A 14,302-nucleotide genomic window follows, 5' to 3' on the forward strand; every position below is an offset into this window, starting at 1 on the left:
GCGACCCTCACCAATATGATCCCGGCGCGGGCGGCCTCGCGCGCCCCCCGCGGCCCCGACGCCTGGCCGAGCTGTGCGCTGGGCGCCGGGCTCACCGACGGCGGCCGCGCCCCCGATGTGGACCCCGGCAGCACGGCCAACTCGGACCCGGGGGCGGGCCGCGACGGGGACGACCCGGGGGACCGGGGGCGGGACGGCTCCTCCTCGGACGCGGACCGCTCGGGGACATCCGACAAGGCCGACAAGGCCGACAAGCCGGATGCGCCGGACGCGTCCGGGTCGGCCGAGGGGCCGGACGCGCCCCGCACCTCCAAGTCCCCCGACGGCCTTGACGGCTCCGCCTCGGGTGACCCGGACTCGGGCAGTCCCTCGGATTCGGACAGCCCCTCGGCGTCGGACGGCTCGAAGAGCCCCTCGGCGGACCCCTCCGCCGACCCGACGCCCTCCGGCCGCCACCGCGGCTCCCCGGGCGCCGGGGAGCGGGCCGACGACGGCGACGCGGGGAGCGCACGGCCCTCCGGGCGCCATGCCTCGCGCGGCGCCTCGGACCGCGACGAGGGCTCCACGGACGACGATTACACTGTTCGCCCCGGTGACAGCCTGTCAGGGATCGCCGAGCATCAGAATGTGTCCCGCGGTTGGGAAGGGCTCTACGAAACCAACGAGGACCTCATCGGGATCGACCCCGATCTGATCATCCCTGGTCAGCGACTTGATCTCACCATCAGGGAGCAGTGATTCGGGGGGAATTGCCCGATCTGGACCCGGTGAGACATACATCTCGTCACATTTTCCGGGGCGCACCTCGTGTCCGATCTCTCCGCACCCGGCCCCACCTGCGCCGATGTGGGCCGGGTGAGATCAATTACAGCCCCAATCACTGCCCTTGGGGTGTTTGAACGTTCTTGGAAGGTGTGTTTAACGTCTTTCCGCTCGCCACCGCGGGCACCGTCGATCGTCACGCCGAATCCTGCCGGCGGTCGGGGGGAACCGACGCGTCAGCGCCGAAGGCAGGAGCGGGGGACCCAAGGTAGGTGCCGAGTGGCCTGTGGATACGGGCTTGTCGGCTAGGGGTGAAGCCGGGAGCGACCATCGCGACCGGCCGGGCAACTCACGTCCGAACCCGACAGCTCACCTCGTAGGCGTCGGTGAGGAAACGAACCAAAGATGCTCAAGTCCAACGGGAAGCACCGCCGCCCCTCCAAGGTCACCCGTATCGCCGCGCTCACCGGTCTCGCCGGTGCCGCTGTGGCGGTGCCGCTGATCGGGGCGACCTCCGCCTCCGCGGCCACCACCTCGCAGTGGGACCAGGTCGCGCAGTGCGAGTCCGGTGGCAACTGGTCGATCAACACCGGCAACGGCTACTTCGGCGGCCTGCAGTTCTCGAGCTCCACCTGGGCCGCCTACGGCGGCACGGCCTACGCCTCCACCGCGGACAAGGCCAGCAAGGCCCAGCAGATCCAGATCGCCGAGAAGGTCCTGGGCAGCCAGGGCAAGGGCGCCTGGCCGGTCTGCGGCAAGGGCCTGACCTCCGGCGGCAGCCCGTCCGCCCCGTCCGCGCCCTCCGGCTCGCAGGACCAGTCCTCGGCGACCACCAAGTCGGCCCCGGCCGCCCAGCCGGCCCAGCCGAAGGCCGAGCCGAAGGCGCAGCCGCGCACCGCGCCCGAGCACGCCACGCGGCAGCAGACCCGTGGCCCGGTCAAGAAGGGTGACGGCGAGTACAAGGTCAAGTCCGGCGACACCCTCGGCAAGATCGCCAAGGCCCACGACGTCAAGGGCGGCTGGGAGAAGCTCTTCAAGCTGAACAAGGACATCGTGGAGCAGGCCGACCTGATCTTCCCGGGCCAGCAGCTGCACCTCCGCTGAGCCCCGGCCACGGCCCAGGCCTGAGGGCTCCCTCCGGGGACCTCTCCTGAGGCCGGCCCCCCGAGAACGAGCCCCGGCCGGGCGTGCCGCCCCTATGGCGCGCCAGGCCGGGGCTTTCCCCATGCATAAGAAATCTGGCTTTTTGATCCAGAATCTGGCTTTTTGTGTCGTGCCCCTGTCTCGTGGGGCGGGCGAACGCGGGGCGCAGCCCTCCCGGCCCGTTAGGCTCGTGCTGCTACCGCAGACCCATACGAAGGAGAACCTCGTGCCGTCCATCGACGTCGTCGTAGCTCGCGAGATCCTCGACTCGCGAGGCAACCCCACGGTCGAGGTCGAGGTTGGCCTCGACGACGGCAGCACCGGCCGTGCCGCCGTGCCGTCCGGCGCCTCCACCGGCGCCTTCGAGGCCCTCGAGCTCCGTGACGGCGACAAGAACCGCTACAACGGCAAGGGCGTGGAGAAGGCCGTCCTCGCCGTGATCGAGCAGATCGGCCCCGAGCTGGTCGGCTATGACGCCACCGAGCAGCGGCTGATCGACCAGGCGATGTTCGACCTGGACGCCACCCCGGACAAGTCCTCGCTCGGTGCCAACGCGATCCTCGGCGTTTCCCTCGCCGTCGCGCACGCCGCTTCCGAGGCGTCCGACCTCCCCCTCTTCCGTTACCTCGGCGGCCCGAACGCCCATCTGCTGCCGGTGCCGATGATGAACATCCTCAACGGCGGGTCGCACGCCGACTCCAATGTGGACATCCAGGAGTTCATGATCGCGCCCGTGGGCGCGGAGTCCTTCTCCGAGGCCCTGCGCTGGGGCGCGGAGGTCTACCACACCCTGAAGGGCGTGCTGAAGGAGCGCGGCCTGTCCACCGGCCTCGGCGACGAGGGCGGTTTCGCGCCGAACCTCGGCTCCAACCGCGAGGCCCTCGACCTGATCCTCGAGGCGGTCAAGAAGGCCGGCTACCAGCCGGGCCAGGACATCGCGCTCGCGCTGGACGTCGCCGCCTCCGAGTTCTACAAGGACGGCGCGTACCAGTTCGAGGGCCAGTCCCGGTCCGCCGCCGAGATGACCTCGTACTACGCCGAGCTGGTCGCCGCGTACCCGCTGGTCTCCATCGAGGACCCGCTGAACGAGGAGGACTGGGACGGCTGGAAGACCATCACCGAGCAGCTCGGCGACAAGGTCCAGCTGGTCGGCGACGACCTCTTCGTCACCAACCCCGAGCGGCTGTCCCGCGGTATCGACAGCGACACCGCGAACGCCCTGCTGGTCAAGGTCAACCAGATCGGCTCGCTGACCGAGACCCTCGACGCGGTCGAGCTGGCCCAGCGCAGCGGCTACAAGTGCATGATGTCGCACCGCTCCGGTGAGACCGAGGACGTCACCATCGCCGACCTGGCCGTCGCCACCAACTGCGGCCAGATCAAGACCGGCGCCCCGGCCCGCTCCGAGCGGGTGGCCAAGTACAACCAGCTGCTGCGCATCGAGGAGATCCTCGACGACGCCGCGGTGTACGCGGGCCGTTCCGCCTTCCCGCGCTTCAAGGGCTGAGCGGACACGTCTGACGCCCGTCCCCGGCCCCGGTCCCGTACCGTGGCCGGGGACGGCGTCGCTCGACGGCGTTGTCCAAGCGAAGTCATCACCGGGGAGGCGACGTGCCGGCGGATCGGGAACGGTTCTCCACCGCGACCAGGCTCAAGGCGCTCGGCGAGCACGCCGCCGCCCGGGTCTACCGCGTGCGCACCAAGCGCCGCCGTGGCCGGCTGACCGGCCGGGCCGCCCTGCTCGCGCTGGTCGTCTGCTCCCTCGTCGTGGCGCTCGCCTATCCGATGCGGCAGTACATCTCCCAGCGCTCCGACATCGCCGAGCAGCGGCACGAGGCCCAGCGGGCCCGCGAGGACGTGAAGAAGCTGCGGGAGCGGAAGGCCCGGCTGCGCGACCCCGCCTACACCGAGCAGCAGGCCCGGGAGCGGCTGCACTTCCTGATGCCGGGCGAGACCGGCTACAGCGTGGTGGACGGCGCCGGCTCCACCGAGCACTCCACCGACCAGGGCGCGGCCGGCCGCCCCTGGTACACCAACCTCTGGGACGCCGTGGACACGGCGGACGCGGCGGGGGCGGGCAGCGCGCGCCGCTGAGGCGCCGCGCTCCGGCCGCCGGACGCACCCGATGACGAATCGAAACGAAGAAGAACTTTCCCACTCATGGATACGCCCCCGCCCCAGACGGAGCCCACCGCGCCCACCGACGCGGACATCCACGCCGTACGGGAGCAGCTGAACCGGGTGCCCCGGGGCCTGCGCGCCATCGCGCACCGCTGCCCCTGCGGCAATCCGGACGTCGTGGAGACCGCGCCGCGGCTCGAGGACGGTACGCCCTTCCCCACCCTCTACTACCTGACCTGTCCGCGCGCCGCGTCCGCGATCGGCACGCTGGAGGCCGAGGGCGTGATGAAGGAGATGACGGCCCGGCTGGGCACCGACCCCGAGCTGGCCGCCGCCTACCGCGCCGCCCACGAGGACTACATCGCGCGCCGTGACGCCGTCGAGGTGCTCCAGGGCTTCCCCAGCGCGGGCGGGATGCCGGACCGGGTGAAGTGCCTGCATGTACTGGTCGCCCACTCCCTCGCGGCCGGCCCCGGGGTCAATCCGCTGGGGGACGAGGCGATCGCGATGCTGCCGGAGTGGTGGCGCAAGGGCCCGTGTGTGAGCCCCCGCGGGGCCGATGACCCGAGCCGGGAGGAGAGCGCATGACCCGCGTCGCCGCCGTGGACTGCGGCACCAACTCGATCCGGCTCCTGGTGGCGGACGCCGATCCGGCCACCGGGGAGCTGATCGAGCTCGACCGCCGGATGAAGATCGTCCGGCTGGGCCAGGGCGTGGACCGCACCGGCCGGCTCGCCCCCGAGGCGCTGGAGCGCACCTTCGCCGCCTGCCGCGAGTACGCGGAGGTCGTCCGCGAGCTGGGCGCCGAGCGCGTCCGCTTCGTGGCCACCTCCGCCTCCCGCGACGCCGAGAACCGCGCGGAGTTCGTGCGCGGGGTCGTGGAGATCCTGGGTGCGGAGCCCGAGGTGATCACCGGGGACCAGGAGGCGGAGTTCTCCTTCGCCGGGGCCACCAAGGAGCTCACCGGCCATGACCATATGGCCGGGCCGTATCTGGTGGTGGACATCGGTGGCGGTTCGACGGAGTTCGTCGAGGGCGGCGAGGATGGCGAGGGCGGCGATGGGGTGCGGGCGGCCCGCAGCGTGGACATCGGCTGTGTGCGGCTGACCGAGCGCCATCTGGTGGTGGACGGCCGGATCACCGATCCCCCGACGGAGGATCAGATCGCCGCCATAAGGGCCGATGTGGAGCGGGCGCTGGACCTGGCCGAGCGGACCGTGCCGCTCAGCCGCGCCTGCCGTCCCGCGGACGGCCACGCGCTGGTCGGTCTTGCCGGTTCGGTCACCACCGTGGCCGGGATCGCGCTGGGTCTGAAGGAGTACGACTCCTCCGCGATCCACCACTCCCGGATCACCCTCGGCCAGGTTCGCGAGATCACGGGCAAACTGCTCGGCGTCGGCCACGCCGAGCGGGCGGAGATCCCGGTGATGCACCCGGGGCGGGTCGATGTGATCGGCGCGGGGGCGCTCATCCTGCTTTCGATCATGGAAAGGACCGGCGCCGAGGAGGTCGTGGTGAGTGAGCATGACATCCTCGACGGGATCGCCTGGAGCATCGCCTGAGCGGGCGGGATAACGTATGAGCGGCCGCGGAACCCCCTTCGGAGGCCTTCCGCGAGCCCCCTCCGAGAAAGTTCGTGAAACTCTTCACATGAAAAAGGTGCCTGGTGGCCGCCCGATGCGGCGCTCTGGGGCGGTTTCGGCGGCCGGGCCCCGTAACTGACCGGATCGTGAGGTGTCAGGGCGGTGTTCGGTGCCTCCGCGCGGACCGCCTGGTCTACTCCCGCGTTCAGTCACAAGCCCTGTTCAGAGGGGTGGGAACGTCTCGGCTCAGCCAGTGGTTCCGCTACGCCGGTATGGCGTCCAGCACCGGGGCGGCGGAGTGTAGCAGATGCTCCCACCATGCTTGTGAAGGGGCTCACGAGGTCCCCCCTCTGGGGTGCTGGATACTCGAATCATGAGCACCACGGAGCGTCCCAGGATCCTCGTTGTAGGCGGTGGGTACGTTGGCTTGTACGCGGCGCGCCGCATTCTGAAGAAGATGCGGTACGGCGAGGCGACCGTCACGGTCGTCGACCCTCGCTCGTACATGACGTACCAACCCTTCCTCCCCGAAGCTGCGGCCGGCAGCATCTCCCCGCGCCACGTCGTGGTTCCGCTGCGGCGCGTGCTCCCCAAGGCGGAGGTCCTCACCGGCCGAGTGTCGACCATCGACCAGGACCGCAAGGTCGCCGTCATCCAGCCGCTCGTCGGCGAGACGTACGAGCTGCCCTTCGACTACCTGGTCGTCGCCCTCGGCGCGGTCTCCCGCACCTTCCCGATCCCCGGTCTCGCCGAGAACGGTATCGGTATGAAGGGCATAGAGGAGGCCATCGGCCTGCGCAACCACGTCCTCGAGCAGCTCGACAAGGCCGACTCCACCACGGACGAGGAGATCCGCCGCAAGGCGCTCACCTTCGTCTTCGTCGGCGGCGGCTTCGCCGGCGCGGAGACCATCGGCGAGGTCGAGGACATGGCCCGTGACGCGGCCAAGTACTACCCCAACGTGAAGCGCGAGGACATGCGCTTCGTCCTGGTCGACGCCGCCGACAAGATCCTCCCCGAGGTCGGCCCGAAGCTGGGCAAGTGGGGTCTGGAGCACCTGCAGAAGCGCGGTATCGAGGTCTACCTCGAGACCTCGATGAACTCCTGCGTCGACGGCCATGTCGTCCTCAAGAACGGCCTCGAGGTCGACTCCAACACCATCGTGTGGACCGCGGGCGTCAAGCCCAACCCGGCGCTGGCCCGGTTCGGCCTCCCGCTCGGCCCGCGCGGCCATGTGGACACCGCCCCGACCCTCCAGGCCCAGGGCAGCGACTACATCTGGGCCGCCGGTGACAACGCCCAGGTCCCGGACCTCGCCACCGGCGAGGGCGCCTGGTGCCCGCCGAACGCCCAGCACGCGCTGCGCCAGGCCAAGGTCCTCGGTGACAACGTGATCTCCGGTATGCGGGGCTTCCCGCAGAAGGAGTACAAGCACGCCAACAAGGGCGCCGTCGCGGGTCTGGGCCTCCACAAGGGCGTCGCGATGATCGTCTTCGGCAAGATGAAGATCAAGCTGAAGGGCCGCCTGGCCTGGTACATGCACCGTGGTTACCACGGCATGGCCATGCCGACCTTCAACCGCAAGATCCGGGTGCTCGCCGACTGGACGCTGGGGATGTTCCTCAAGCGCGAGGTCGTCTCGCTCGGCGCCATCGAGAACCCCCGCGAGGAGTTCTACGAGGCCGCCTCCCCGGTCAGCGCCGCCACCGCCGCCAAGCCGGCGGTCCCCGCCGAGAAGGCCAAGGCGTCCTGACCCTACGGGCCCGACCGGCCTGAACATACGGGCCCGCCCCGTACAACTGAACGCCGAGGGCGTCCGCCATCCGTGGGGCGGACGCCCTTACGTCTGCCCTCGGACGCCCTCCGATGGCCCGCTTTTGAAGCTGTTTTGCCGATTCCAGACGTGTCGGCGGGACTGTACGGCGGGTTCCATGGTGTTTACGTGGTGAGTGAATCTTCCTGACTCGCCATCACGGAGGTGTGAAATGGCCGACGCCGCTGGGCGGATCGCCACCCTGGCCGAGGAGGTGCTGGGAACCCCCCTCCCGATCCGCGTCCGCGCCTGGGACCACAGCGAGACCGGTCCGCCCGGCGCGCCCACCCTGGTCATCCGGCGCCGCCGGGCGCTGCGCAGGCTCCTGTGGCGGCCGGGCGAGCTGGGCCTGGCCCGCGCCTGGGTCGCCGGGGACCTCGAGGTCGAGGGCGATCTGTACGACGCCCTGGACCGGCTGTCCGGACTGCTGTGGGAGCGCGGCCCCGCCACCGCGCCGCGGTCCCGGCTCCGCACCGGCATCCAGGCGCTGCGCGACCCCCGGCTGCGCACCGCCGCCCGGGAGATGATCGCGCTCGCCGGGCCGGGGCTGCCGCCGCCCCCGCCCCGCGAGGAGGCCCGGACCACCCTCGGTTCGCTGCACTCCCTGCGCCGCGACCGTAAGGCCATCAGCCACCACTACGACGTCGGCAACGACTTCTACGAGCTGGTGCTGGGCCCCTCGATGGTCTACTCCTGCGCCTACTGGGACCGAGCGGACTCCACGCTGGAGGAGGCCCAGCGCGCCAAGCTGGACCTGGTCTGCCGCAAGTTGGCCCTCGAGCCCGGCCGGCGGCTGCTGGACGTGGGGTGCGGCTGGGGCTCGATGGTGCTGCACGCGGCGCGCGAGTACGGGGTGCGCGCCGTCGGCGTCACGCTCTCCGAGGAGCAGGCGGCCTACGCCCGCAAGCGCATCGCGGACGCCGGGCTCACCGACCAGGTGGAGATCCGGGTCCAGGACTACCGCGAGGTTCCGGACGGACCCTACGACGCCATCTCCTCGATCGGCATGGCCGAGCATGTGGGCGCCGTGCGCTACGCCGAGTACACCGCCATCCTGCACGGGCTGCTGCGGCCCGGCGGGCGGCTGCTCAACCACCAGATCGCCCGGCGCCCCCAGCCGGACGAAGAGGCGTACCACGTGGACGAGTTCATCGACCGCTATGTCTTCCCCGACGGTGAGCTCGCCCCGGTCGGCCGGACCGTGGCCCAGCTGGAGGAGGCGGGCTTCGAGGTGCGCGACGTGGAGGCCATCCGTGAGCACTACGCGCTCACGCTGCGCCGCTGGGTCGCCAACCTGGAGCGGTCCTGGCCCCAGGCCGTGCGGCTGACCTCCCCGGGCCGGGCCCGGGTCTGGCAGCTCTACATGGCGGCCTCCGCCCTCTCCTTCGAGCGCAACCGGATCGGGGTCAACCAGGTCCTGGCCGTCCGCACCCCCGAGGGCGGGGCCTCGGGGCTTCCGCTGCGCGCACGCGACTGGCGCGGCTGAACGCGGCTGAACGCGGCTGAAAAAGGCCACAACGCGGAGCTGGGCGGCGGGCCCCGCGCGGCGCGGGGGGGGGGGGGGCGGCGCGGCGCCCCGCGCTCGGCCGCGGTTCACGGCGGCTTACCGCGGAAAAAAACGCCAACACCGCGCACGCCCCCGCCCCCCCCGGAGAGGGGCGGACGGGGACGTCCCGTGTCCGGCTCGCCGCTACTCGGCTACTCGGCCTTGATGGCGGCCAGCATGTTGAGCTTGGAGGCCCGCCGGGCCGGCCACAGCGCCGCGATCGCGCCCACGAACGCGGCCATCAGCAGGAACAGACCCATCCGGGGCCACGGCAGCACCAGTTCGTAGCTCGGCAGCTCGGTGGCGATCAGCTCACCGACCGCCCAGCCGAAGAAGACGCCGAGGCCGAGGCCGAGCACCCCGCCGAAGAGCGAGATGACCAGCGACTCCAGCCGCACCATCCGCTTGACGCCGCCCCGGTCCAGGCCGATCGCCCGCAGCATGCCGATCTCCTTGGACCGCTCGAAGACCGACATCGCCAGGGTGTTGATGACACCGAGCACCGCGACGATCACGGCCATGGCGAGCAGCCCGTAGAGCATGTTCAGCATCAGGGTGAAGGCCGAGGCGATCTCGTCGGAGGTGTCCTGCTTGTTCTGGATCTTGATCGCCGGGTTCTCGCCGAGCGTCTTCTTCAGCAGGTCCTTGTTGTTCTCCGTCGCGCCGCCCTTGGTCTTCAGCATCACCTGGAAGTCGGCGACGGTGGCCATGTGCGGGGTGACCGTGGCGTTGTCGACCATGACACCGCGGATCATCTGGTTGCCCTCGAAGACACCGCCCACGGTCAGCTTGCCGCTGCGGCCGTCCTCGTAGGTCACCGGGATGGTGGAGCCGACCTTCCAGTCGTGCTCGTCGGCGACCTTGTCGTCGACGAGGGCCTTCGTGCCCCCGAGCGCGGCGAACGAGCCCTCGGTGAAGTCCACGTTCACCAGGTCCTTGATGGCCTTCGGGTCGACGCCGGTCAGGGAGTCGGAGTCGCCGGCGACCCGCGCCGGGGAGGACCGCAGCGCGCTGATCGAGGTGACATCGGGCAGCTTCGCCAGGGTCTTGGACACCTCGGGCGACAGCGGCATCCCGCCGGTCCCGCCCATGCTGACGACGTAGTCGGACTTCAGCCCGTCGGCCGCCATCTTGTCGATCCCCTTCTGCATGGATCCCGCGATCACCGTCATACCGGTGATCAGGGTGAGACCCACCATCAGGGCGGAGGCGGTGGCGGCGGTGCGGCGCGGGTTGCGCACCGCGTTCTGCCGGGCCAGCTTGCCGGGCATCCCGAAGATCCGCAGCACCGGGGAGGCGGCCGCGATCAGCGGCCGGGACAGCAGCGGGGTGAGCACGAAGACGCCGATCACCAGGACGACCGCGCCGAACGACATCGGGCCCTGGCCGTCGCTGCCCATGCCCGCACCGGCCACCACCAGCGCGGTACCACCGGCGGCGAGGATCGCGCCGATGGTGTTGCGGACCACCAGACCGCGGGTGGACGGCGCGGCGTGCACGCTGTTCATCGCGGCGACCGGCGGGATCTTGGCGGCGCGGCGGCCGGGCAGCCAGGCGGAGAGCACGGTCACCACGACGCCCACGAGCACCGAGACCAGCACGGTGGTCGGCGCGACGACCAGCGGACCGTCCGGGACCTTGGCCCCGGTGGAGTTGAGCACCGAGCGCAGCGCGGCGCCGATGCCGACACCGGCGATGAGGCCCACCACGGCCGCGATGGCGCCCACGACGGTGGCCTCGATCAGCACCGAGCGGGTGACCTGACGGCGGGTCGCGCCCACCGCGCGCATCAGGGCGAGCTCCCTGGTGCGCTGGGCGACCAGCATGGAGAAGGTGTTGACGATGATGAAGATGCCGACGAAGAGCGCGATCCCGGCGAACACCAGCAGCGCGGTCTGCAGGCTGCTCATGCCGTCTTCGATCGCCTTGGCCTGGTCCTTGGCGAGCTTCTCGGCGGTGTCGGCCTTGGCCTGCTCGGGCACGACCTTGTCGATCGACGACTTCAGGGTGGCCTGCGAGGTGCCCGCGGCGGCCTTCACGTCGATCTCGTCGAACTGCCCCGGCTTGCCCATCAGCCGCTGCGCGGTGGCCGTGTCGTACAGCGCGAGGGTGCCGCCCGCCGCGACATTGCCGTCGTCGGTGGTGAAGACGCCGACGACCTTCTCGGTGCGCACCGGGCCGTTGACGGACACCCGGATGGAGTCCCCGGCCTTGTAGTGGCCGCGCTCGGCGGTCTTGGAGTCGAGCGCGACCTCGCCCGTGGCCTTGGGGGCGCGGCCCTCGGTCATCGTGTACCGGGCGTCCTTGCCGTCGGCGCCCGGGTAGTAGTTGCCGCCGCGGTTGGAGAAGCCGCTGCCGATCAGGTCGCCCTTCTTGTCGGCGAGGGCGGAGTAGCCCTGCACCACACCGTAGGCGGAGTCGGCGCCGGGCACCTTGGACGCCTGGTCCAGCAGTTGCTGGCTCAGCCGGGGCGGGTCACCGGGGTTGGCGGAGTCGTCGTCCTTCTTGTCGGGGGTGATGGCGACGTCGACGCCCTGGAAGCCCTTCTGGGAGCTCTTCTGGTAGGCGTCGGAGATGGTGTTGGTGAAGACCAGGGTGCCGGCGACGAAGGCCACGCCGAGCATCACGGCGAGCACGGTCATCAGCAACCGGGCCTTGTGCGCAAGCACATTGCGCAGGGCTGTACGGAGCATGGGGTGTCAGTCCTGAGGGGTGGAGTGGGCGAGTGCGAGGCGGCGTGCGGAGATGGGCGCGCGCCCCGCGTCAGCTCGTGCGGCCCTTGGCGTCGAAGCGCTTCATGCGGTCAAGTACCGAGTCGGCGGTGGGGTTGCGCAGCTCGTCCACGATCCGGCCGTCGGCGAGGAAGACCACCCGGTCGGAGTAGGACGCGGCGACCGGGTCATGGGTCACCATCACGATCGTCTGGCCCAGCTCCCGCACCGAGTTGCGGAGGAAGCCCAGGACCTCGGCGCCGGAGCGGGAGTCCAGGTTGCCGGTCGGCTCGTCGGCGAAGATGATCTCCGGCTGGCCGGCCAGGGCGCGGGCCACGGCGACGCGCTGCTGCTGACCACCCGACAGCTGGTTGGGGCGGTGCTTGAGCCGCCCGGCCAGACCGACCGTGGCCACCACCTGGTCCAGCCAGGCCTGGTCGGCCTTGCGGCCCGCGATGTCCATCGGGAGGGTGATGTTCTCCAGCGCGTTCAGCGTCGGCAGCAGGTTGAACGCCTGGAAGATGAAGCCGATCTTGTCGCGGCGCAGCTGGGTGAGCTTCTTGTCCTTGAGCGTGGTCAGTTCGACGTCACCGATCCGGGCCGAGCCGTTGGAGATGGTGTCGAGACCCGCCATGCAGTGCATCAGCGTGGACTTGCCGGAGCCGGAGGGGCCCATGATCGCGGTGAACTCCGCCTGGCGGAACTCGACGGAGACCGAGTCCAGGGCGATTACCTGGGTCTCGCCCTCGCCGTAGACCTTGCTCAGGTCCGTGGCGCGAGCGGCCGCGCCGGTGGAGTGGGCGGTGGTTTTGACGCCGAGGGGCATGGTGGTCACGGTGAATGACTCCTGTCGTGCTGTGCGGGAGTGGGCGGGACGTCACTCCATGGTTCCGGTTGTGAATGGGTACGGGATCAGCCCGTGCTCCCGTTCTCGTGGGGGTCTCGCGATGTAGGTGGTGGCGGCGGAGTCCTCCTTGAGAAGGAGAGGACGCCCCGTGCGGGGCGTCGAGATTGCGTCAATCCCCAGTTAATGGGGGTTCAGGGCATATCGGCAGGTCCAATGGACGTCGGCATCTTCGGGTACCCCGCCCCGCTGCTGATGCACCCTCAGTTGCCAATAAAATAAGACAACCTCGGGTCGAGGATTCACTGTGCGGGGGCATGTCCCCGGATAGGCTCGTGCTGCTCTCTTCCAGGGGAGGGCCGTATGTGCACCGTGCGGCCCAGGGGGAACCGCTGCCCGGATGGTGGAATGCAGACACGGCGAGCTTAAACCTCGCTGCCCCTCGCGGGCGTACCGGTTCAAGTCCGGTTCCGGGCACCTTCAGATCCGGTGGGCGCACTCAGCGTGTGTGGATGGTCGCCCCAAGTGCGTGCGCGGGGCCCGCAGGGGCCTCGCGCGGCCTCTTCCTGCATGAAAAGATCCTCCTTGGGCACTAGGGTGCTTTCTTTGCTTACCCATTACTCTTGAGTCAAGGTCGCGCTCGGCGGCCACGGAGGAGTGAGATGAGGAGCAGCAACCCGGTCTTCTCGCGACGGGGGTTCAGCCGCAGCGGCGGCTACGCCGGTTTCGGCGCGGCGCCGCAGGCCGGGAGTCCCGCCGCCGGTCAGGCCAACCCGTACGCGGGCGGTAATCCGTACGCGCAGACGCAGACGCAGCCGCCCACGAACCCCTACGCGGCGGGCGACCAGCAGAATCTGACCCCCGAACAGCTGCAGCAGATGTACGGCGCGCCGCCGGCGGGCCCGCTGCAGACCGGCCGCATGACGATGGACGACGTCGTCATGCGCACCGGTATGACCCTCGGTACCGTCATCGTCGCCGCCGCGGTCGCGTGGATCGCGCAGCTTCCGGTGGGCGTGGGCTTCGGCGCCGCGCTCGTGGCGATGGTGCTCGGCCTCGTCCAGTCGTTCAAGCGCACGGCCTCGCCCGCGCTGATCATGGGTTACGCCCTCTTCGAGGGCCTCTTCCTCGGCGTTATCAGCCAGGTGTACAACGATCGCTGGTCCGGCATCCCGATGCAGGCCGTGCTCGGCACGATGGCCGTGTTCGTCGGTGTGCTCGTCGCGTACAAGACCCGCCTCATCCGGGTGAACGCGCGATTCCAGCGCTTTGTGCTCGCCGCCGCCATCGGCTTCATCCTGCTGATGGCGGTCAACCTGCTGTTCGCCGCCATCGGCGGCGGGGACGGCCTCGGCTTCCGCAGCGGTGGCCTCGGCATCGTCTTCGGCCTCGTCGGCGTCGTGCTCGGCGCGGCGTTCCTGGCGATGGACTTCAAGCAGGTCGAGGACGGTGTCCGGTACGGCGCTCCGCGTGAGGAGTCCTGGCTGGCCGCCTTCGGGCTGACGCTCTCGCTGGTGTGGATCTACCTGGAGCTGCTCCGGCTGATCTCGATCTTCAGGGACTAGCGCCCCTGAGCGTCGCTTAGCACGTAGACAGCACGTAGAAGGGCCCGCGGAGGCGAAGACAGGCCGGGGGGCCGGGTACGGTATGGGGTGTAAGCCCCCCCGGGGGTGGGGGGTTTTTTGTATGGTGTGGTGGATTTTTATACAAAAAAAGGGGGGGTGGGCGCCCACGCGGGGGGGGGGGGCGCGCGCGCGCCGCGGCGCCGGCCGTACCGGC

11 protein-coding genes, 1 tRNA gene and 1 riboswitch are annotated in these 14,302 nt (G+C 70.3%); of the genes, 10 read left to right on the top strand and 2 right to left on the bottom strand.

The features are described from left to right. The 8 genes from ACFXB5_RS32215 to ACFXB5_RS32250 form a co-directional block, all read left to right on the top strand. Positions 1-738: LysM peptidoglycan-binding domain-containing protein (locus ACFXB5_RS32215; RefSeq protein ID WP_385214455.1), on the top strand; the 738-nt coding region annotated here is incomplete at its 5' end. A 254-nt stretch (positions 739-992) separates the two neighbouring features. Next, positions 993-1,160, top strand: a riboswitch (cyclic di-AMP (ydaO/yuaA leader). A 7-nt stretch (positions 1,161-1,167) separates the two neighbouring features. Then, on the top strand, positions 1,168-1,866 hold the full coding sequence (locus tag ACFXB5_RS32220) for a transglycosylase family protein (protein WP_385214458.1): 699 nt from the start codon (positions 1,168-1,170) through the stop codon (positions 1,864-1,866). A gap of 265 nt (positions 1,867-2,131) precedes the next feature. Next, the gene (eno, locus tag ACFXB5_RS32225; RefSeq protein ID WP_201857699.1) at positions 2,132-3,412 is read left to right on the top strand and encodes a phosphopyruvate hydratase; all 1,281 of its coding nucleotides are present in this window, start codon (positions 2,132-2,134) and stop codon (positions 3,410-3,412) included. 104 nt (positions 3,413-3,516) lie between these two features. Continuing rightward, entirely contained in the window at positions 3,517-3,999 is a 483-nt protein-coding gene (locus tag ACFXB5_RS32230) for a septum formation initiator family protein (RefSeq protein ID WP_385214461.1), read from the top strand. Between the two features lie 66 nt (positions 4,000-4,065). Beyond that, complete coding sequence (locus ACFXB5_RS32235) at positions 4,066-4,614, top strand: DUF501 domain-containing protein (protein ID WP_385214464.1); 549 nt, start codon at positions 4,066-4,068, stop codon at positions 4,612-4,614. Next, positions 4,611-5,588 (top strand): exopolyphosphatase, encoded by a 978-nt coding sequence (locus ACFXB5_RS32240; RefSeq protein WP_385214467.1) that lies wholly within the window; start codon positions 4,611-4,613, stop codon positions 5,586-5,588. The genes ACFXB5_RS32235 and ACFXB5_RS32240 overlap by 4 nt, the downstream gene beginning before the upstream one ends. Before the next feature lie 394 nt (positions 5,589-5,982). Beyond that, positions 5,983-7,362, top strand: coding sequence for an NAD(P)/FAD-dependent oxidoreductase (locus tag ACFXB5_RS32245; RefSeq protein ID WP_201857695.1), 1,380 nt, complete (start codon positions 5,983-5,985; stop codon positions 7,360-7,362). A gap of 232 nt (positions 7,363-7,594) precedes the next feature. Beyond that, complete coding sequence (locus ACFXB5_RS32250) at positions 7,595-8,908, top strand: class I SAM-dependent methyltransferase (RefSeq protein ID WP_385214470.1); 1,314 nt, start codon at positions 7,595-7,597, stop codon at positions 8,906-8,908. A 212-nt stretch (positions 8,909-9,120) separates the two neighbouring features. Here ACFXB5_RS32250 and ACFXB5_RS32255 read toward each other — a convergent pair whose 3' ends face one another. Continuing rightward, positions 9,121-11,661, bottom strand: a complete 2,541-nt coding sequence (locus ACFXB5_RS32255; protein ID WP_385214473.1) for an ABC transporter permease — start codon at positions 11,659-11,661, stop codon at positions 9,121-9,123. 70 nt (positions 11,662-11,731) lie between these two features. Then, positions 11,732-12,505 carry an ABC transporter ATP-binding protein gene (locus ACFXB5_RS32260; protein ID WP_385214488.1) on the bottom strand — a complete coding sequence of 258 codons (774 nt, stop codon included), beginning with the start codon at positions 12,503-12,505 and terminating at the stop codon, positions 11,732-11,734. A 412-nt stretch (positions 12,506-12,917) separates the two neighbouring features. Between ACFXB5_RS32260 and ACFXB5_RS32265 the strand changes: the two genes are divergently transcribed. Next, positions 12,918-13,000: transfer RNA gene (locus tag ACFXB5_RS32265), tRNA-Leu, on the top strand. A 185-nt stretch (positions 13,001-13,185) separates the two neighbouring features. Further along, positions 13,186-14,088: a Bax inhibitor-1/YccA family protein gene (locus ACFXB5_RS32270; RefSeq protein WP_385214476.1), complete on the top strand. Its 903-nt coding sequence runs from the start codon at positions 13,186-13,188 to the stop codon at positions 14,086-14,088. Positions 14,089-14,302: the final 214 nt, after the last annotated feature.

This window comes from Streptomyces sp. NPDC059455, assembly GCF_042750115.1.
GTDB lineage: Bacteria > Actinomycetota > Actinomycetes > Streptomycetales > Streptomycetaceae > Streptomyces > Streptomyces endocoffeicus.